This window comes from Pseudonocardia sp. NPDC049154 (genome assembly GCF_040648315.1).
Lineage (GTDB): Bacteria > Actinomycetota > Actinomycetes > Mycobacteriales > Pseudonocardiaceae > Pseudonocardia.
Genome location: NZ_JBEZDN010000044.1, coordinates 37497 through 55181, shown reverse-complemented (window position 1 = coordinate 55181; position 17685 = coordinate 37497). Strand labels below are relative to the sequence as shown.

General features: G+C 75.8%; 18 protein-coding genes and 2 pseudogenes. 9 read left to right on the top strand and 11 right to left on the bottom strand.

The annotated features are described in order from the left end of the window. Window positions 1-402 (bottom strand): annotated as a pseudogene (locus AB0B41_RS21325) (hypothetical protein); the annotation flags it as partial. A gap of 142 nt (window positions 403-544) precedes the next feature. Between AB0B41_RS21325 and AB0B41_RS21320 the strand changes: the two are divergent. Next, window positions 545-1039 carry a helix-turn-helix domain-containing protein gene (locus AB0B41_RS21320; protein WP_358205843.1) on the top strand — a complete coding sequence of 165 codons (495 nt, stop codon included), beginning with the start codon at window positions 545-547 and terminating at the stop codon, window positions 1037-1039. A 32-nt stretch (window positions 1040-1071) separates the two neighbouring features. Here the strand turns inward: AB0B41_RS21320 and AB0B41_RS21315 are convergent, their stop codons facing one another. The 4 genes from AB0B41_RS21315 to AB0B41_RS21300 form a co-directional block, all read right to left on the bottom strand. After that, window positions 1072-1365, bottom strand: a complete 294-nt coding sequence (locus tag AB0B41_RS21315; protein ID WP_358205841.1) for a WhiB family transcriptional regulator — start codon at window positions 1363-1365, stop codon at window positions 1072-1074. A gap of 248 nt (window positions 1366-1613) precedes the next feature. Then, window positions 1614-2180 (bottom strand): DNA starvation/stationary phase protection protein, encoded by a 567-nt coding sequence (locus tag AB0B41_RS21310; protein WP_358205839.1) that lies wholly within the window; start codon window positions 2178-2180, stop codon window positions 1614-1616. A gap of 85 nt (window positions 2181-2265) precedes the next feature. Further along, entirely contained in the window at window positions 2266-3126 is an 861-nt protein-coding gene (locus tag AB0B41_RS21305) for a sigma-70 family RNA polymerase sigma factor (protein WP_358205837.1), read from the bottom strand. A gap of 108 nt (window positions 3127-3234) precedes the next feature. Continuing rightward, on the bottom strand, window positions 3235-4047 hold the full coding sequence (locus AB0B41_RS21300; RefSeq protein WP_358205835.1) for a YhjD/YihY/BrkB family envelope integrity protein: 813 nt from the start codon (window positions 4045-4047) through the stop codon (window positions 3235-3237). Between the two features lie 195 nt (window positions 4048-4242). On the opposite strand from AB0B41_RS21300, the pseudogene AB0B41_RS21295 reads away from it, so the two are divergent. Beyond that, a pseudogene (locus AB0B41_RS21295) lies at window positions 4243-4602 on the top strand (CDP-alcohol phosphatidyltransferase family protein); the annotation flags it as partial. 49 nt (window positions 4603-4651) lie between these two features. Here AB0B41_RS21295 and crtI read toward each other — a convergent pair. Beyond that, the gene (crtI, locus tag AB0B41_RS21290; RefSeq protein ID WP_358205833.1) at window positions 4652-6229 is read right to left on the bottom strand and encodes a phytoene desaturase family protein; all 1578 of its coding nucleotides are present in this window, start codon (window positions 6227-6229) and stop codon (window positions 4652-4654) included. Continuing rightward, window positions 6226-7350 carry a glycosyltransferase family A protein gene (locus AB0B41_RS21285; protein WP_358205831.1) on the bottom strand — a complete coding sequence of 375 codons (1125 nt, stop codon included), beginning with the start codon at window positions 7348-7350 and terminating at the stop codon, window positions 6226-6228. Before AB0B41_RS21285 ends, crtI begins: the two co-directional genes overlap by 4 nt. A 140-nt stretch (window positions 7351-7490) precedes the next feature. On the opposite strand from AB0B41_RS21285, the gene AB0B41_RS21280 reads away from it, so the two are divergent. Beyond that, a complete protein-coding gene (locus AB0B41_RS21280; protein WP_358205829.1) occupies window positions 7491-8300 on the top strand; it encodes a carotenoid biosynthesis protein in 810 nt (269 codons plus the stop codon). Then, window positions 8297-9844 (top strand): FAD-dependent oxidoreductase, encoded by a 1548-nt coding sequence (locus AB0B41_RS21275; RefSeq protein WP_358205827.1) that lies wholly within the window; start codon window positions 8297-8299, stop codon window positions 9842-9844. The genes AB0B41_RS21280 and AB0B41_RS21275 overlap by 4 nt, the downstream gene beginning before the upstream one ends. A gap of 18 nt (window positions 9845-9862) precedes the next feature. Here the strand turns inward: AB0B41_RS21275 and AB0B41_RS21270 are convergent, their stop codons facing one another. The 3 genes from AB0B41_RS21270 to AB0B41_RS21260 all read right to left on the bottom strand — a co-directional run bounded on the left by AB0B41_RS21270 (window position 9863) and on the right by AB0B41_RS21260 (window position 12776). Further along, the gene (locus tag AB0B41_RS21270) at window positions 9863-10876 is read right to left on the bottom strand and encodes a YihY/virulence factor BrkB family protein (protein WP_358205825.1); all 1014 of its coding nucleotides are present in this window, start codon (window positions 10874-10876) and stop codon (window positions 9863-9865) included. Window positions 10877-10946: 70 nt separating this feature from the next. After that, on the bottom strand, window positions 10947-12296 hold the full coding sequence (locus AB0B41_RS21265; RefSeq protein WP_358205822.1) for an NAD(P)/FAD-dependent oxidoreductase: 1350 nt from the start codon (window positions 12294-12296) through the stop codon (window positions 10947-10949). An 81-nt stretch (window positions 12297-12377) separates the two neighbouring features. After that, entirely contained in the window at window positions 12378-12776 is a 399-nt protein-coding gene (locus AB0B41_RS21260; protein ID WP_358205820.1) for a VOC family protein, read from the bottom strand. 86 nt (window positions 12777-12862) lie between these two features. On the opposite strand from AB0B41_RS21260, the gene AB0B41_RS21255 reads away from it, so the two are divergent. The 3 genes from AB0B41_RS21255 (at window position 12863) to AB0B41_RS21245 (ending at window position 15206) form a co-directional block, all read left to right on the top strand. Then, window positions 12863-13804 carry a WYL domain-containing protein gene (locus AB0B41_RS21255; RefSeq protein WP_358205818.1) on the top strand — a complete coding sequence of 314 codons (942 nt, stop codon included), beginning with the start codon at window positions 12863-12865 and terminating at the stop codon, window positions 13802-13804. Window positions 13805-13824: 20 nt separating this feature from the next. Beyond that, on the top strand, window positions 13825-14298 hold the full coding sequence (locus tag AB0B41_RS21250) for an SRPBCC family protein (protein WP_358205815.1): 474 nt from the start codon (window positions 13825-13827) through the stop codon (window positions 14296-14298). Window positions 14299-14381: 83 nt separating this feature from the next. Next, the gene (locus AB0B41_RS21245; RefSeq protein WP_358205813.1) at window positions 14382-15206 is read left to right on the top strand and encodes an SDR family oxidoreductase; all 825 of its coding nucleotides are present in this window, start codon (window positions 14382-14384) and stop codon (window positions 15204-15206) included. 27 nt (window positions 15207-15233) lie between these two features. Here the strand turns inward: AB0B41_RS21245 and AB0B41_RS21240 are convergent, their stop codons facing one another. Then, complete coding sequence (locus AB0B41_RS21240) at window positions 15234-15806, bottom strand: histidine phosphatase family protein (RefSeq protein ID WP_358205811.1); 573 nt, start codon at window positions 15804-15806, stop codon at window positions 15234-15236. A 95-nt stretch (window positions 15807-15901) separates the two neighbouring features. Between AB0B41_RS21240 and AB0B41_RS21235 the strand changes: the two genes are divergently transcribed. Both AB0B41_RS21235 and AB0B41_RS21230 read left to right on the top strand, forming a co-directional pair. Then, on the top strand, window positions 15902-16534 hold the full coding sequence (locus tag AB0B41_RS21235) for a maleylpyruvate isomerase family mycothiol-dependent enzyme (protein ID WP_358205809.1): 633 nt from the start codon (window positions 15902-15904) through the stop codon (window positions 16532-16534). 26 nt (window positions 16535-16560) lie between these two features. Further along, window positions 16561-17676 carry an NDMA-dependent alcohol dehydrogenase gene (locus AB0B41_RS21230; protein ID WP_358205808.1) on the top strand — a complete coding sequence of 372 codons (1116 nt, stop codon included), beginning with the start codon at window positions 16561-16563 and terminating at the stop codon, window positions 17674-17676. The last annotated feature ends 9 nt before the right edge of the window (window positions 17677-17685 follow it).

Genomic DNA, 17685 nt, shown 5'->3' with positions numbered 1-17685 from the left:
ACCAAGGACACCCACGGCCCGACGCTGCGCCTCTCGCCGCCGCTCGTCGTCGAGGAGCAGGACCTGCACCTGGCCCTCGACGCCCTGGAGCTCGTCCTGCAGCGCGTCGAGGCTGCGGGCGAGCTCGCCGGTGGTCGCGGGGGTCTCGATGCGGTCCCGGGACCGCCGGAGCGAGACGCCCGCCTCGGCACACCCGTCGACCAGCTCGACGCAGGCGCCGAGCACCCGGTCGACGACCTGCTCGCTGCTGCCGGCCCGGTAGAGGTCGCGGGCCAGCTCGGCCATCGACAGGGCGAGCTGCCGGGGGGCCGCGCCCGCCGACTCCATCGCGCGGTCCTCGTGGAAGGACCCCTCGCGGAGATCGTGGATCCAGCCCTCCTCCGGCGGGGAGCGGTCGTCCATCCGTCCTCCTTCCGTGCCGCCGCACTCCCGGCCCGGATTCCTCCGGCTCGCTTGCCTAAACCTGTAGCAGCTGCTACAAGTTTACTCGATGCGCGACATATGTTCGCGGAGAGAGGCAGCGGAAGGAGGGGCGCGGCAGGTCGTGACCAACCAGCTGAGCAGGCTTGACGACGAGGACTACCCGTCCGTGTCCATGGGGCAGGCGGCCGAGCTCCTCGGCGTCCAGCCCGCGTTTCTGCGCAGCCTGGACACCGCCGGGGTGCTGCACCCGCACCGCACCGGCGGCGGGCACCGCCGGTACTCGCGGCGGCAGCTCACGCTCGCCGGCCGGCTGCGCGAGCTGCTCGACGACGGCCACACCCTGGCCTCCGCGCAGACCATCGCCGACCTCGAGGACCGGCTGGTCGTCAGCGACCGGGCCCGCGCGCGGGCGGACGACGCCCGCCGCGAGGCCGAGAGCGCCCGCCGCGAGGCCGACGACGCCCGGGACCGCGCCACCGAGGCGCTCGACACCGCCCGCTCGAACCTGCGGGACCGCGCCGACGAGCTGGCCCGCGCGCAGGCGCAGCTCGACGACGCCCGTGGCGAGATCGAGGACCTCACCAGCAGGCTGAAGGCGGACCCGGGGACGCCCTGACGCCGGTGCAGGGCGTCAGGACGTCAGGTCCGTCAGGTGCGCGGCCGGCGCCGTTCCGGCCGGGTGATCGCCAGCCGCTCGTGCTCGGAGAGCCCGCCCCACACGCCGTAGGGCTCGTCGACGCTGAGCGCGTGCCGCCGGCACTCGTCGAGCACCGGGCAGCCGCGGCAGATCTCCTTCGCCCGGGTCTCGCGGCGGGCCCGGGCCGGGCCGCGTTCGCGTTCCGGGTGGAAAAAGACGGTGCTGTCCATGCCGCGGCACGCCGCGGCCTTCTGCCAGTCCCACGTCTCGACCACGGGCAGGGGGAGACGGCGCGTGTCAGCCACGGCGCCACCTCCCGGTGCTGCCGGGCGCGCTGTCGGGAGCGCCGGCACACCGCCGGCGCTCGGGGGGACGAGACCAGGGAGGGGTCCCGAGGGCGTCCCGGCCACGCGCGGCGCGCCAGGATTCGGTTGTCTCGTACATCGCTCACCAGCCTGGGAGGAGCCGGTAGCGGGGCCGATCGCAGACTAGCCGCGCGTGGGCCGTCCCGCCGGACGGGCGACCCGGCCGGGTCGCCCGTCCGGTGTACGGGTCAGCGGTCGACGGCCTTCGCCGCGCCTACCTCGGTGTCCGCGTTCGCCGAGCGCAGGGTGCCGTCGGCGTTCTCCAGGTGTGCACGGACGAACCACTGGTACTGCTCGAGCTCGCCGGCCTGGGCGATGAGCATGTCCTGGGTGACCGGGTCCAGCTCCTCGGTCTTCTCGATCGCGTTGCGGTGGTCCTCGATCACGCCGGCGTAGACGAGGTCGAGGGCGCCGAGATGGGCGATCGCGTCCCTGCGGCCGATCGAGTAGTCGTCCCAGCTGCGCTGTGCGACCAGGGCGCCCGGGGTGCCGCAGGGCGAGCCGCCGAGGGTGGCGATCCGCTCGGCGACGTCGTCGACCATCCCGCGGACGCCGTCCACCTGCGGGTCGAGCATGGTGTGCACCGCGATGAAGTTCGGTCCGACCACGTTCCAGTGCACGTGCTTGAGCGTCAGCGCCAGGTCGTTGAGGGCGTTCAGGCGGTCCTGCAGGAGGGTGACGACCTCACCGGCCTGGTCGGTCTTCATACCGGGGACGGTGTAGTGGATCTGCTGGCGGGATTCGGTGGTGGTCATGGTGTCCTTCCTGTCGTCCCGGTTCAGGGGTTCTCCGGTGGGATAGTCCGTGACGCGCTCGTCAAACGTGGCGGCACCCATGGCGTCAGACGTGACGCCGTGCGGCGTGGGCCCGCAGGGTGGCGAGGCTGCGGGCGAGCAGCCGCGAGACGTGCATCTGCGAGATGCCGACCCGGCGTGCGATCTCCGACTGGGTCAGCTGGTCGACGAACCGCAGGCCGAGGATGGTCCGCTCGCGTTCGGGCAGGGCGGCGAGCAGCGGGCGCAGCATGGCGCGGTCCTCGGCACGGTCGAGGGCGGCGTCGAGGTCGCCGAGCCGGGCGTCGTCGGGCTCGCCGGGACCGCGCCGCTCGTCGAGCGAGTCGGCGGCCTGGTAGCCCTGGGCGAGCAGGACCTCCAGCACGACCTCGCGGTCGACGCCGAGTGCCTCGGCGATCTCGCTGGGCCGCGGCGACCGGCCGAGGCGCTGGTGGAGGGCCGAGGTCTCGCGGTTGACCCGGGTCGCCATCTCCTTGACCCGGCGCGGCACCCGGACGATCCAGGTCCGGTCGCGGACGTGGTGCAGGAACTCGCCCCGGATGCACGGGACGAGATAGCCGACGAAGTCCGTGCCGTCGCCGCGGTCGGGGTCCCACCGGTCGACCGCCCTGAGCAGGGCGAGCCGGGCGACCTGGAGCAGGTCGTCGTAGGCCGCCGGGGAGGTGCCGGCCTGCCCGCGGGCCATCCGCTCGGCGATGGGCAGGTAGGCCTCCGCGATCGAGTTGCGCAGCGCGGTCCGGCGCGGGTCGTCCGCCGCCATGGCGTGCAGGGTGCGCAGACGCGGGAGCTGCGCGGAGTGCCGCCTGCCGGGGCGGGTGTCCGCCAGGGTGCCCGTGCGGGTCTCCGTCCGGGTGCCCGGCGACGTCTCCGTCGGGGTCTCTGCCGTCGGGGGCGCCACGGTCGTCATGTCCGCTCCGTCCGTCCGGGTCCGACCGCGGACGCGAATCGCGCCACACGTTGTTCATGTCGAGGATGACCCGGGATCGGGCGGCGCGCGAGTCGGCCGCGCCGGGAGTCAGCCGCGCAGCACGTCGTCGGCCACGAGCGTGGCCCGATAGCCCGCGAGCAGCAGGACGTGCAGCAGGTAGAGCCACAGCGCCAGCGCCGACACCGCGCCGACGATCGGGAGCCCGCCGAACGGCGCCGACCACTCGACGGGAATGGCGAGGAACAGCAGGAACCCCTGCAGGAACCCGGCGAGCACGGACCCGCTGCCGAAGCCGCCGAGCAGCAGCGCCTTCCACCCGATGCGACCGGGGCCGACGAGCCGGAACACCAGCACCAGGGCCACCGACACGGTGACCCACACCACGTGGAAGGCGACGACCACCCCCAGCACCAGCCACCACCCGCCGCGCACGTAGAGGGGCGCGACGAGCGGGGCCGCGGCGAGCACGGCGAGCACCAGCACGGGGGCGACGACGGCGAGCGCGAGCAGGCCCAACCGCCCCCGCCACCCGGTGAACCGGTCCCGGGCGGGGGAGAGCTGCAGGAACGCGCGGCGCAACCCCTCGCCGTAGAGGCTGGCGGGGAACAGCGCGACGAGCGTCTCCACCCAGGACATGTCGAGCGCCGTGGCGGTGAGCGTGCGCAGGGCCGCGGGGGTCCCGTGCCCGCCCGGGAGCCCGGAGATCGCGGTGTCCATGCCGGCCCACAGCGCTTCGGGCCCGACGAGCACCCCCGCGACCCGCAGCGAGACCAGCGCGAGCGGGACCAGGCCGAGCAGGCCGAAGAAGGTGGCCCCGGCCGCCCACAGGGCGACGTCGCTGCCCGGGAAGGACCGCGCCGTCTCGCGCAGGAGGGCCCGCGGCGTGCGCTCGGAGGTCATCGGCGGCTCCCGCGGTGGGCAGCGACGGCGCGGCGGTGCGAGGCTGGCGCCGTGGAGGAGCCACGGACAGGTGCCGCGGGGTGGTCCGCGCTGCACTCCGGCGTGCAGCCGTCGGCGGTCGTGCGCGGGTGGCTGCGCCTGGTGCAGGGGCTCGCCGCGGGTCCGGCCGGTCGCGTGCCGCCGGACCTGCTGTCGATGGCGGGTGTGCTGGTGCTGGCCGGCGCGTGGGGCGCCGCCGCGGCGGGTGGGCGCTGGCCGCTGCTCGCCACCGCGCTCGTGGTGGCCGGCGGGATCCTCGACGGGCTCGACGGCGCCGTGGCCCTGCGCACCGGCCGGGCCCGGCCGCTCGGCGCGGTCGTCGACGCCGCGGCGGACCGCGTCGGCGACCTCCTGTTGGCCGCGGTGCTGGTGGCGCTCGGTGCCCCGGTGGCGTGGGCGGTCGCCGCCGCGGCACTGGTGCTGCTGCACGAGTACGTGCGAGCACGGGCGCAGTCCGTCGGGATGCCCGGGGTCGGCGCGGTGACGGTGGCGGAGCGGCCGACCCGGGTGATCGTCGTGGCGGTGGCGGCGCTGGGGGCCGGGGCACTGCCCGCGGGCACGCCGCTCACCGGCTGGGACTGGGCCACGGTGCTCGTGGTCGCCTGGACGGTCGTGGGCGCGCTGGGTCTCGTGCAGCTCGTGGCGGGGATCCTGCGGACGGTTCCCCGGGAGTTCCCGCCGGACCGATGAGCCCGGCCGTGATCTCGGCGGAGAGCAGCACGAGCGGCAGCCCGCCGCCGGGGTGCGCCGAGCCGCCGACCAGGTAGAGCCCGGGGACGGGGGAGCGGTTGGCCGGGCGGCGCAGCGCGGCGCGCGGCCCGTGCGACGCGGTGCCGTAGATCGCCCCGCCGGGGGCGCCGGTCTGCCGTTCGAGATCGGCCGGGGTGCGGATCTCCCGGACGCGGATCCGGTCCCGGACGTCCGTGCCGCGCGCGGCCAGCGTGGCGAGGACGTGGTCGGCGTAGCGCTCCCGCAGCCCCGGCTCGTCCCAGTCGACGCCGCGGCCGGGGTCGTGCACGGGCGCGTTGACCAGCACGAACCAGCCCTCGCCGGCGTCGTCCGGTCGAAGGGCGGGGTCGTCCGGGGCGTGTACGTAGATCGTCGGGTCGGGGACGGGCCGGGGACTCCGGCCGAAGATCGCGTCGAACTCGGCGGGGTAGTCCCCGGGGAACCAGACCCGGTGCGCCGGGCCGGGCTCCCGGTCCGCCAGCCCCAACAGCAGGACGAACCCGGCCAGCGACCGCGGGGCGCGGCGCAGGTCGCGGCGGGCCCGCGCGGCCGACCGCGCCGGGAGCAGGTGCTCGTAGAGGACGGAGGCGTCGGCGTTGCACACCACGACGTCCGCCGGCACCTCGCGGCCGCCGACCCGGACGCCCCGGACGGCGCCGCCCGCGACGGTCACGGCCTCGACCTCCGATCCGAGGTGGACGGTCACGCCGAGCGCCCGGCACCGGTCGAGGAGCGCGTCGGCGATGCGGCGCAGCCCGCCGCGGACGTACCAGCCGCCGAACCGCTGCTCGACGTACGGCGTCACGGACAGCACCGCGGGCGTGCGGCGGAAGTCCGAGCCGGAGTAGGTCGCGTAGCGGGCGAACCAGGTCCGCAGCCGCGGGTCGGGCAGGAGCGCGCGACCGAGGCCGTCGAGGGTCCGCCACGGTGCGACCGCCCGCAGGTCCCGCAGCCGCGCCGACATCCGCAGCAGCGTGCGCAGGTCGAGCGGGCGGCGCAGCACGGGCTCGCCGACGAGGTCCCAGAGCCGCCCGGACCGCTCGTACAACGCCCGCCAGGCGGCGCCGGAACCGGGGCCGAGCGCGGCGTCGAGGACGGCCGGTACGGCGTCCGGATCGTGCGGCATCTCGAGCCGGGTGCCGTCGCCGAACGTGTAGGCGCACACCGGGTCCACCGGCTCCACGACGAGCCCGGACGGGCCGCCGGTCGCCGCGAAGACGTCCTCGAGCACCGCGGGAAGGGTGAGCAGTGACGGCCCGGTGTCGAACGTGAACCCGCCGACCTCGGCGACGCCGAGCTTGCCGCCGTGGGTGTCCGCGCGCTCGTGCAACGCCACCTCGTGCCCCAGCCCCGCCAGCCGGGCCGCCGCGGCCAGCCCGCCGACGCCGGCGCCGACGACCACCACCCGGCTCACAGCGTGCGGCCCTTCCAGCTGAGCGTGCCCGCCCGTCGTCCGGCCCAGGAGGAGGCGAGCAGCCCGAGCAGCGCGGCGATCGAGAGCGGGTGGGCGGCGGCGTCGGGCCAGGTGCGGCCGCCGGTCCGGCGGGCGGCGAGCACCCGGCTCGCGACGCCCGCGACGTACCCGAGCGCGCCCGCGCGCGAGCCGCGCAGCGCCGCGACCGCGGGCAGGACGTAGACCAGCGCGAGCAGTGCGGCCACCGCGGCCGCGCCCGGGGCGGAGCCGAACGCCGCCCACAGCGACTTGCGGTAGCCCGCGGCGAGCTGCCGCCCGTCGTCGTACATCCGGCAGGTGGCCAGCGCGGACCCGTCGGCGACCCCGGTCCGCCCCCCGGCCCGCCGGACCGCGCGGGCCAGCGCGATGTCGTCGAGCACCGCGCCGGCCACGGCCTCCCAGCCGCCGGCCCGCGCGAGCGCGGCCGCCTCGACCAGCAGGAACTGCCCGTTGGCGGCGACCATCGACGGCCGGCCCGACCGCTCGGCGACCCGCAGCGGCAGCGTGACCAGCCAGGACCAGGCCAGCAACGGCTGGACGAGCCGGGCCGCGACCCCCTCGGCGACCTGCCGGGGCCAGGGGCAGAGCAGGTCGAGCGGGGCAGGTCCGTGGAGCACGGCCACGCCCGCGGCCACGGCGTGCGGAGCGAGCACCACGTCCGCGTCGACGAACACCAGGACCTCGCCGCGGGCCGCCGCGGCGAGCTGGGCGCAGGCGTGCGGCTTGCCGAGCCGGCCGGGCGGGGGCGGGGTGCCGGTGAGCACGCGCAGCCTGGGATCGCCGCCGGCCGCCGCCCGGACGATCGCGGCGGTGCCGTCCGTGGAGCCGTCGTCGAGCACGAGGATCTCGGCATCCCTCAGCCCGGTCTGCGCGCACAGCGAGCGGATCGTGGGGCCGATGCGGTGGGCCTCGTCGCGCGCCGGCACGAGGAGCGAGACGGGCACGGTGACCGGCGGGGGAGCGGCGGGCGGGGTGCGTAGCAGCCGCTGGTTGCGCAGCTGGTGCAGGGTCCCGAGGACGGCGAGCGCGGAGCCGGCGGAGGCCGCGGCCCGGAGCGGTCCGGGAAGGCGCGCGGCGGTCACGGCCGAACCCTAGGAGCCACCGGCCGGGCCCGCGACTCGACCACCGCCCGCGCGTTCGAGTCGCGGACGCGCCGGACTCGCGGCAAGGTCGGGGCCCCGGGTGTCCCCGCGCCCGGTCCGTGCCCCAGGAAGGACGACGCGTGCTCCGAACCGCTCCCCTCGTGCGCGGGCGCGCGCCCGGCCTGACCTGGATGCTCGTCGCGGGCGCGGTGCTGGTCCAGATCGCCTACCCGCTCACCCCGGAGGCGCTGCGCACGCAGGTGACCGTGCTCTCGGTCGTCGTGTTCGCGGCGGCCTCGCTGTGCGACGCCACCCGGCTGCACGGCGCCCGCGGCGGCCTGCTGCTCCTCGCCGTGGCAGGCGGGGGCGGGCTGGTGGCGGAGGCCGTCGGGCTGCGCACCGGCGTCCCGTTCGGCGCCTACACCTACACCGGCACCCTGGGGCCCGAGCTGCTCGACGTGCCGGTGGTCGTGCCGCTGGCGTGGACGATGATGGCTTGGCCCGCGCTCGTCGTCGGGCGGACGCTCGCGCGGTCGCGCGTGGGCGTCGTCGCCGTCGGGGCGGCCGCGCTGGCGGCCTGGGACGTCTTCCTCGACCCGCAGATGGTCGACGCGGGGCACTGGCGCTGGCTCGACCCCGGACCCGGGCTGCCGTTCGTCCCGGGCATCCCGCTGACCAACTACGCGGGCTGGCTGCTGGTGTCCGCGCTGGTCGTCGCGGCGCTGCATGCCCTCCTTCCCGCCCACGAGCGCCCGTCCGCCCCGGCCACGGCGCTCTACCTGTGGGTCTACGGCTCCTCGGTCCTCGCGCACCTGGCCTTCTTCGGGCTGTCGGGCTCGGCCCTGGTCGGCGGGGTGCTGATGGGGACGGTGGCGATCCCGTTCGCCCGCGCGGCCCTGCCGCGGTTCGCCCGCGCGGCCCTGCCGCGGTTCGCGGGGACACGGCGATGACCGATCCGCTGACGAGCCGGGCCGCCCCGCTGCGGATGCGCCGGCGTCGGCTCGTCGTGCCCGATCCGGCCCTGCCCCGGGAGGTGCCGCCCGGAACCGAGGCGGTGGTCGTCGGGGCGGGGGTGGCCGGCGTCAGCGCCGCGGTCGTGCTCGCCGAGCGCGGGGTGCGGGTGCGGCTGCTGGAGGCCGCCGACCAGCTCGGCGGCCGGCTCGGCGCGTGGCCGGAGATGCTGCCGGACGGGACCGAACAGGTCGTCGAGCACGGGTTCCACGCCTTCTTCCGGCACTACTACACCTGGCGCGCGGTGCTGGCCCGGATCGATCCCGGGCTGGGGTTCCTGGGGCCGGTCGGCGGCTATCCGGTGATCTCGCGGCGGTGGCCGGACGAGGACCTCTCCGGCCTGCCCGCGGCGCCGCCGCTCAACCTGCTCACGCTGATCCTGCGCTCGAAGAGCCTGAGCTGGCGGGACATGGCGGGCGCCGACCCCGACGCCGGCCGCGCCCTCCTCGCCTACGACCGCGCGACGACGACCGCGGAGCTCGACGGCGTCGACGCCGCCGCGTTCCTCGACCGGCTCGGGATGTCCGAGCGCACCCGCGGGATGCTGTTCGAGGCCTTCGCCCGGTCCTTCTTCTGCGACCAGGAGGGGCTCTCCGCGGCCGAGCTGGTCGCGATGTTCCACTACTACTTCCTGGGCAACCCGGAGGGCATCGGCTTCGACGCCCCGGTCACCGACCACCGGACCGCGATCTGGGACCCGCTCGCCGCGCACCTGCGCGCGCACGGGGCGGAGGTGCGGACCGGAAGTCGGGTCACCTGCCTCGAGCCCGACGGTCACGGGTGGCGACTGGGCACGGACACCGGCGACCTGGCCACGCGGCACGTCGTGCTGGCCCTGGACCCGGCCGGGCTGCGCGGGCTGCTCGAGGCGTCGCCCGCGGCGGCGGCGACGGCCCCGCGGCTCGCGGCGCACTGCGCGGGGCTGGGGACCGCGCCGCCCTTCGCCGTGACGCGGCTGTGGCTCGACCGGGACGTCGCGCCGGGACGGGCGGTGTTCAGCGCGGTCAGTGGGGAACGCACCCTCGACTCGATCACCGTGTACTCGCGGCTGGAGGCGCCGTCGGCCGAGTGGGCGGCGCGGACCGGTGGGTCGGTCGTCGAGCTGCACTCCTACGCCTGCCCGGAGCCCGACGCCAAGGCGGCGACCGAGGCGATGTACGCCGAGCTCGCCCGGCTCTGGCCGGAGGCCGGCGAGGCGGAGGTGCTGCACACCCACCAGCGGCACGAGGCCACGGCCCCGGCCTTCCCGCCCGGGCGGGCCGGGACCCGCCCGGGGGTGCGCACCGACGCACGCGGGGTGCGGGTGGCCGGGGACTTCGTGGAGCTGCCCTATCTCGCCGGGCTCATGGAGCGGGCGGCGATGTCCGGGGTCCTGGCCGCCAACGACGTGCTCGCCGAGGCGGGCGCCGCCGCCGAACCGGTCGACGGCGTCCCGCAGCGGGGGCTGCTCGCCGGCGTGCCCCGGGTCCGGGGCCGCTCCTGACGAGCGGGCCGGGCCCGACTACCGGACCCTCCCGGGCTCGGGCTCGGCGATCGTGTCCGCGGCCTCGGCGCCGCGCTCGCCCATCGGCTGGGCCTCGCCCCGCGTGGTGTCCCGGGCGGTCTGCCGCTCGCTCTCGGCGTTGACCTCCGCGCCGAGCAGCACGATGTAGCTGGTCAGGTACAGCCACAGCATCAGGACGATGACGCCGGCCAGCGCGCCGTAGGTCTTGTTGTAGCTGCCGAAGTTGTTCACGTAGAAGCTGAAGGCGACGCTGCCGATGATCCACAGGAGCGTCGCGACCAGCGCGCCGATGCTCACCCAGGAGAACCGCGGCGCGTCCCGGTCCGGGGCGACCCGGTAGACCACCGCGAGCGCCGCGACGACCAGCGCGACCAGCAGCGCCCAGCGCACGATCTGGGCGACGACCAGACCCCACCCGCCGAGGCCGAGCGCGTCGAACAGGGCGGGCACGACGGCCACGAGTGCCACGGCGAGCAGGACGAACACCACCGCGCCGAGGGTGAGGGCCAGCGCGGTGCCGCGGAGCTTGAGGAACCCGCGGGTCTCCTTCTCGTCGTAGGCCAGGTTCGTGGCCTTGATCAGGTTCATCGTGCCGCCCGAGGCGCTCCACAGCGCCGCCAGGATCGACACGACGAGCCCGACACCCAGGGCCCGGTTGCTGCTGCCGGCCACGGCGTTCAGCTGGTCGACGAGGATCGGGCGGGCCGTCTCGGGCAGGGCCGCGGAGAGGGACTCGATCTGCGCCGCGACCTGCGCGGGATCGGCCACCAGGCCGTAGAGGGTCAGCGCGGCGATCAGGGCGGGGAACAGGGCCAGGAACGCGAAGAACGCGACGCCACCGGCCAGGATCGGGACGTTGTCGTCCTTCCCCTCGGCCCAGGCCCGCTTCACCACCTGGAGCCAGCCGCGGGGCGGGATCCGGACCGGGGTGTCGGCCTCCCGGCCCGGGGGCTGCTCGACCCGCGACCCGCGCTCGGCGGAGGCGCTCGTCGTGTCGGTTCGGCTCGTCATGGCGGGCGGGTAGCCCGAAGGACGGCCGACGAATCGTGTCGCCGGCCGCCGTGTCGAGCAGTTTCCCGGCTCAGGCCCGGGCCGGCGCGGCCTCCAGGGGCACGTGCTGGCCGCGCACCACGCCGAGCGCGACGGCCTGGCGCGGGAGCACGGCGTCGAGCAGCCAGTCCGTGGCGACCCGGATCCGGTTGCCCGGCATCGAGAGCAGGTGGTATCCGCGGGTGACGGCGGTGGCCGCCAGCCCGGACAGGGGCACACCGAGCGGGTTCGCGGCCGCGTCGGTCCCGCCCAGCTCGACGACGAACCCGAGGTCGCTGTGCTTGTACGCCCGCGGCGCGCCGTGGCCGAGCGACGCGGCCACGTTGCGGGCGGCGAGCGCGCCCTGCCGCGTGGCGTGCTGCGCGGTCATGGCGGTGGCCGACCCGGGCCGCGTGACGTCCGGGACGGCCGCGGCGTCGCCGCAGGCCACGATCTCGGGGTGCCCGGCCACGGCCAGGTCCGTCCCGACGACGAGCCGGCCGCGCTCGGTGGGCAGCCCGATGTCCTGGACCAGCGGGTCGGGGCGCACACCGACGCACCAGACCAGCGTGTGCGTGGGCACCTCCTCGTCCGTGTTCGTGAGCCGCACGCATCTCGGCAACGCCTCGGCCACGGACTGGCCCATGCGGACGTCGACGCCCCGTTTGCGCAGCACCGCGTCCGCCGTGTGCGACAGCCGCTCGTCGAGCTCGGGCAGCACCCGCTTCGCGATGTCGAGCAACATCCAGCGGATCGGCACGTCCCGCAGCGACGGGTGGTCCGCGGCCAGCTCTGCGGTGAACGAGGCGCCCTGCGCGGCCACCTCGGTACCCGTGTACCCCGCCCCGACCACCACGAAGGTGCAGCGCGACGCCTTCTCGGCCGGGTCGCTCGCGGTGGCCGCCAGCTCGATCTGGCGGGTCATGTGGTCGCGCAGGTAGAGGGCCTCCGGCAGCCCGCGGAAGCCGTGCGCGTACTCGGCGACCCCGGGCACCGGCAGCAGCTTGTTGACGCTGCCGACCGCGAGCACGAGCCGGTCGTAGGACAGCTGCCCGGTGCCGCCCTCCTGGTCGGTCCAGCTCACGGTGCGGGCGTCGACGTCGACGTGCCGGACCTCGCCGACCACGATCTCGGCCTCGCGCAACGACTGCACGAGCGGCACGGCGATCCGCCGCGGCTCGAGCGTGCCCACGGCGACCTCGGGCAGCAGCGGCAGGTAGAGGAAGTGGTCGTTCTGGTCGATCACGGTGATCCGGGCGCGGCCGCGCAGCCGGCGCAACAGCCCCTTCGCTGCGGTGTGCCCGGCGAACCCGGCCCCGACCACCACGACGTGCGGGAGGTCCTCGCCGGAGCTCGGGGGCTGCTGCCTCCGGACCTTGCGCACCACGTCCGCGATCGCCATCTGTGCTCCTCCGTCCGCCGCGTCCCCGATCACCTGGGCCCTACCCGACCATCCCGGGTCCGACACGGCAAGCGGGTGCCCTCATCCGCCCGCGCCGCGGACGCCCTCGGCGAAGTGGCCGTTCTCCATGATCCCGAGCACGTTGCCGAAGGGGTCGACCACGGACGCGGTGACGAAGCCGGGGCCCCGCTCGCGGACGTCGTCGTGCTTCGTGGCGCCGCGGGCGAGCAGGTCGTCGAGGGCGGCGGCGACGTCGTCGACCGCCCAGAAGGTGATCGATCCGGCGGGGGTGCCCGTCGGGTGCGGGGCGTAGGCGGCGTTCACGATCCCGAACTCGTCCTCGCGCGGGCCGAGGCGCCACTCGATGTACCCGCCCTCCACCACGAAGTAGGGCTCGGCGCCGAAGAGGTCCGAGTACCAGGCGCGCGCGGCGTCGAGGTCGGCGGCGAAGAAGTTGTGGGTGGCCATTCCCTGGAGCATGTCGTCCTCCTCGATCCGGTGTGTGGACGAGCATGCGCCGGAGAAGTGCTCACCGAATGAGTACTTTCTTCGAGATACTTCCGGTCGTGCGTGCCGACCGACTCGTCGCGATCCTGCTGTTGATGCAGGCCCGCGGCCGCGTGACCGCCGGACAGGTGGCCGACGAGCTGGAGATCTCGGTCGCGACCGCCCGCCGGGACCTGGAGGCGCTCTCGGCCGCGGGCGTGCCGGTCTACCCGCAGCCCGGCCGCGGGGGCGGGTGGTCGCTGGTCGGCGGGGCACGGACGGACCTGACCGGGCTGACGGCGGGCGAGGCCCGTGCCCTCTTCCTGCTCGCCGGGCCGGAGGCGCGTGCCGCGCCCGAGCTGCGCTCGGCGCTGCGGAAGCTCACCCGGGCCCTGCCCGAGACCTTCCGGGCCGAGGCCGAGGCGGCGGCCGGCGCCGTGCTCGTCGACCCGGCGCGGTGGGGCGAGCGGGAGGCGCCCCGCGACGCCCGGGTGGACCTGCTGCAGGAGGCGGTGGTGCGGCGCCGCAAGGTGCGGTTCGGCTACGGCGGGCGGGAGCGGCTCGTCGACCCGTGGGGCCTGGTCGACAAGTCGGCGACCTGGTACCTGCTCGCCGGCACGGCCGACGGGCGCCGCACCTTCCGCGTCGACCGGATCGCCGGCGCCGAGCTCACCGACCTCGCCGCGGACCGGCCCGACGAGCTCTCCCTCGCCGAGGCGTGGCGCGAGACCGTCGAGCTGCTGGAGCGCCGCCGCTCCTCGGCGACCGCCACGGTCCTGGTCGACGCGCGGCTGGTCCCCGTGCTGCGCGACCGGTTCGGCCGCCACCTCGGCCCGGACGTCGCCGACGCCGGCGACGGTCGCGTGCGGCTCACGGTCACCGCCCACACCCCGGGCGCGCTGGCCGAGCAGCTGGCCGGCTGGGCGGGGTCCGTGGAGGTGGAGCCCGACGGCGCGGACAACGTCGAGGTCCGGGCCGGGCTCGCGCGGATCGGGCGGCTGCTCGCCGAGCGGTACGGATGATCGCCGTGCAGAGTGCGGGCATGAGCGAGCGCATCGAGGTCTCCCGCACGGTCGACGCCGATCCGGCCGAGGTGTTCGCCGTGCTGCGGGACCCGCAGGGCCACGTCGACGTCGACGCCTCGGGGATGCTGATGGACGCGACCGGCGAGCCCGTCTCGGCGGTGGGCGACACCTTCGTGGTCCACATGGATCGCGAGGCCCTCGGCGACATCCCGGAGCTGGGGAAGTACGACGTCACGGTCACCATCACCCGCTACGAGCAGGACCGCGAGATCGCCTGGACGATCGTCGGCGTGGCCCGGCCGCCGATCGGGCACGTCTACGGCTACCGGCTCGAGCCGGTCGACGGCGGCACCCGGATGGTCCAGTACTACGACTGGTCCGACATCGCCCCCGAGTGGCGGGAGAAGGACATCTTCCCGATCGTCTCCGAGGCCTCGCTCAAGGCGACGCTGGGCATCCTCGACCGGACCGTCCGCCGCCGGCGGGTGTGAGCGCGCCCACCCGCCGAAATACGGAGGCTCCTCCGCTCCTTGTGCGGAACGGCAGACTCGCCGATCCTCGAGAAGGTGGAGACATGAAGGTCTGGTTCGTCACCGGTTCGTCCCGCGGCTTCGGGCGCGAGTGGACGATCGCGGCGCTGGAGCGCGGCGACTCGGTCGCGGCCACCGCGCGCGACGCGTCCACGCTGGACGACCTGGTCGCGAAGTACGGCGACAGGATCCTGCCGCTGACGCTCGACGTCACCGACCGCGAGGCCGACTTCGCCGCCGTGGCGAAGGCGCACGAACACTTCGGCCGGCTCGACGTCGTGGTGAACAACGCCGGGTACGGCCAGTTCGGGATGGTCGAGGAGCTCTCCGAGCAGGAGGCCCGCGCGCAGATCGAGACGAACGTGTTCGGCGCGCTCTGGGTCACCCAGGCGGCGCTGCCCTTCCTGCGCGCGCAGGGCTCGGGGCACATCCTGCAGGTCAGCTCGATCGGCGGGATCTCGGCGTTCCCGAACATCGGGATCTACAACGCGTCCAAGTGGGCCCTCGAGGGCTTCAGCCAGGCCCTCGCCCAGGAGGTCGCGGACTTCGGCGTGCACGTGACACTGATCGAGCCGGGTGGGTTCGACACGGACTGGGGCGGCGCCTCGGCGAAGCACGCCACCCCGAACCCGGCGTACGACGAGTTCCGCGAGAAGGCCGCCGAGCAGCGCCGGCGGCGCACGGCCGGCTCGGGCGACCCGGCGGCGTCGAGCGCCGCGGTGCTGACGCTGGTCGACTCGGACGACCCGCCGCTGCGGGCCTTCTTCGGCGAGGCCCCGCTGGCCATCGCCGAGGCGGACTACGAGAGCCGGCTCGCCTCCTGGCGGGAGTACCAGCCGCTCGCGGTCGAGGCCGGCGGCCGGGGCTGAGCATCCTGGGCCGACGAGGCGGTGATCTCAGGGCGGGGTGCCGTCGGCGCCCCGCCCCGGGCCCGTCCGCAGCTCGCGCAGGTTCCACCGGCCCGGCTCCCCGGCCAGCACGGCCACCGACAGGGGATCGACGTCGACGCGCCAGACCGCCGTCGCCGGCGCGCCGAGCGCGTGGGTCAACGCGGCCCGCACGACCGCAGGGTCGACGACGGCGAGCAGCCCGCCCGGCCGGTTCGGCACCGCCCGCAGCCAGCCGCCGATCCGCCCGACGAAGGCGGCCATCGACTCCCCGCCGTGCGGCACGGCCTCGGGCTCGGTGAGCCAGCGGGTGAGGCCGTCCGGGTCGGCGGCCGCGACGTCGTCGAGCGCCCGGCCGGCCCAGCTGCCGTGGTCCAGGCCGGTCAGGCCGGCGTCGACGGCGGCGGGCAGGCCCAGCGCGTCGGCCGTCTGCCGGCAGCGCAGCGAGGGCGCGCAGCGGACCTCCTCGTAGCGGGGGAGGGCCGGGACGGGGAGCTCGGCGGCCTCGAGCCCCTCGTCGTCGGCGAACCCGGACCGCCGGGTGGCCGCGGTGGCGGCGTGGGCCAGCAGCACGAGTCGCACGGGTTCCAGTGTGGACCGACGCGCGCGACGGCGCCCTCCCGGGGCGTTACAGTGCCGCATCCGCGGCGTCCGGTCCGCGGGGCGGGAGGGGACCGGTGGAACGCGCGGAGATCGTCGCGACCGTGGAGCAGGAGCGGCTGGACCTGGCCGACCTGCTCGACGACCTCGGGCCGGAGGAGTGGGCGCGGCCGTCGCTGGCTCGCGGTTGGACGGTGCAGGACGTCGTCGCCCACCTGACGTTGACCACCCGGCTCTCGTCGCTGGCCGCGGTGACCGGTGTGCTCAGGGCGCGCGGCGACCTCAACAGGATGATCGGCGACTCGGCACGAGCGCGGGCTGCGCAGTACACCCCCGCGGAGCTGGTCGCGCAGCTGCGGGAGACCGCCGGCTCGGCGCGCCGCCCGCTCGGCACGCAGCCGCCGGACCCGCTGGTGGACATGCTCGTCCACGGCCAGGACATCGCGCGTCCGCTCGGCCGCACGCGCGAGATGCCTTCGCCTGCCGTGGCCGCTGCCCTGGACCACGCCTGGGGCAGCTCGTTCTACGGCGCCCGGAAGCGGTTCGCCGGCCTGCGGCTGCGGGCCACCGACCTCGACTGGTCCGCGGGCGAGGGGGAGGAGGTCCGCGGGCCCGCGGGCGACCTGCTGCTGCTCGCCACCGGCCGCCCCGCGGGCCTCGACGCCCTCGACGGCCCGGGCGTGACGCAGGCCGCCGCACGCATGGGTTGAGGCCGTTCCTGGCGTAGCGTGATCGCGTGCTGACGCGAGGCGCGGTGCTGCGCGAGGTCCCGGGCAGGTTCGAGGTCGTCGAGCTGGAGGTCGACGACCCGAGGCCCGGCGAGATCCGGGTGACGATGGTGGCGAGCGGGCTCTGCCACTCGGACGACCACCACGCCACGGGGGACCAGAAGGTCGGCATCCTGCCGTTCGCCGGCGGGCACGAGGGCGCCGGGATCGTCGAGGCCGTCGGCCCCGGGACCACCGGGTTCGCCGAGGGCGACCACGTCGTGTTCTCGTTCCTGCCCGCCTGCGGCCGCTGCCGCTGGTGCGCGCACGGGATGCAGAACCTCTGCGACCTCGGGGCCTCGCTGGCGACGAACGCGCGCTGGGAGGACCCGACGTCGTTCCGGCTCGCCCTCGACGGGAAGCCGGTCGGGCAGATGTGCGGGCTGTCCACCTTCTGCGAGCACACGACCGTCTCCACGGCGTCGGCGGTGAAGGTCGACCCGTCGATCCCGCTGGAGATCGCCTGCCTGACCGGCTGCGGCGTGGGCACCGGGTGGGGCGCGGCCGTCAACTCGGCCGAGGTACGGCCCGGCCAGGTCGTGATCGTGATGGGGATCGGCGGGATCGGGATCAACGCGGTGCAGGGCGCGGCGCACGCCGGCGCGTCGGCGGTGATCGCCGTCGACCCGGTCGCGTTCAAGCGGGAGTCGGCGCTCGGGCTCGGCGCGACGCACGCCGTCGAGGACATCCGCGAGGCCGCCGAGATCGGCCGTTCGCTGACCAACGGCCAGGGGGCGGACGCGTCGATCGTCTGCGTCGGGGTGACCCGGGGCGCGCACGTCGGGCAGGCGCTGCGGGCGGTGCGCAAGGGCGGGACGTGCGTGGTCGTCGGGCTCGGCGACGTGCGCACCCACGAGGGCGACATCCCGCTGATGGAGCTGACGCTCTACCAGAAGCGGCTGCAGGGCTCGCTGTTCGGCGCCAGCGCCCCGACCGCGGACATCCCGGCGCAGCTGGAGCTGTACCGGCAGGGCGCGCTCAAGCTCGACGAGCTGATCACCACCCGGTACACCCTCGACGAGGTCGCCACCGGGTTCGACGACATGCACGCCGGCCGCAACCTGCGGGGCGTGATCGTCTTCTGAGCCGGCCGC

Bases quoted from the DNA above. Each gene is read 5' to 3' on its own strand.
- AB0B41_RS21275 (WP_358205827.1), top strand. From the start codon at position 8,297: ATGACCGATCCGCTGACGAGCCGGGCCGCCCCGCTGCGGATGCGCCGG.
- AB0B41_RS21305 (WP_358205837.1), bottom strand. From the start codon at position 3,126: ATGACGACCGTGGCGCCCCCGACGGCAGAGACCCCGACGGAGACGTCG.
- AB0B41_RS21250 (WP_358205815.1), top strand. From the start codon at position 13,825: ATGAGCGAGCGCATCGAGGTCTCCCGCACGGTCGACGCCGATCCGGCC.
- AB0B41_RS21270 (WP_358205825.1), bottom strand. From the start codon at position 10,876: ATGACGAGCCGAACCGACACGACGAGCGCCTCCGCCGAGCGCGGGTCG.
- AB0B41_RS21260 (WP_358205820.1), bottom strand. From the start codon at position 12,776: ATGCTCCAGGGAATGGCCACCCACAACTTCTTCGCCGCCGACCTCGAC.
- AB0B41_RS21310 (WP_358205839.1), bottom strand. From the start codon at position 2,180: ATGACCACCACCGAATCCCGCCAGCAGATCCACTACACCGTCCCCGGT.
- AB0B41_RS21265 (WP_358205822.1), bottom strand. From the start codon at position 12,296: ATGGCGATCGCGGACGTGGTGCGCAAGGTCCGGAGGCAGCAGCCCCCG.
- AB0B41_RS21245 (WP_358205813.1), top strand. From the start codon at position 14,382: ATGAAGGTCTGGTTCGTCACCGGTTCGTCCCGCGGCTTCGGGCGCGAG.
- AB0B41_RS21300 (WP_358205835.1), bottom strand. From the start codon at position 4,047: ATGACCTCCGAGCGCACGCCGCGGGCCCTCCTGCGCGAGACGGCGCGG.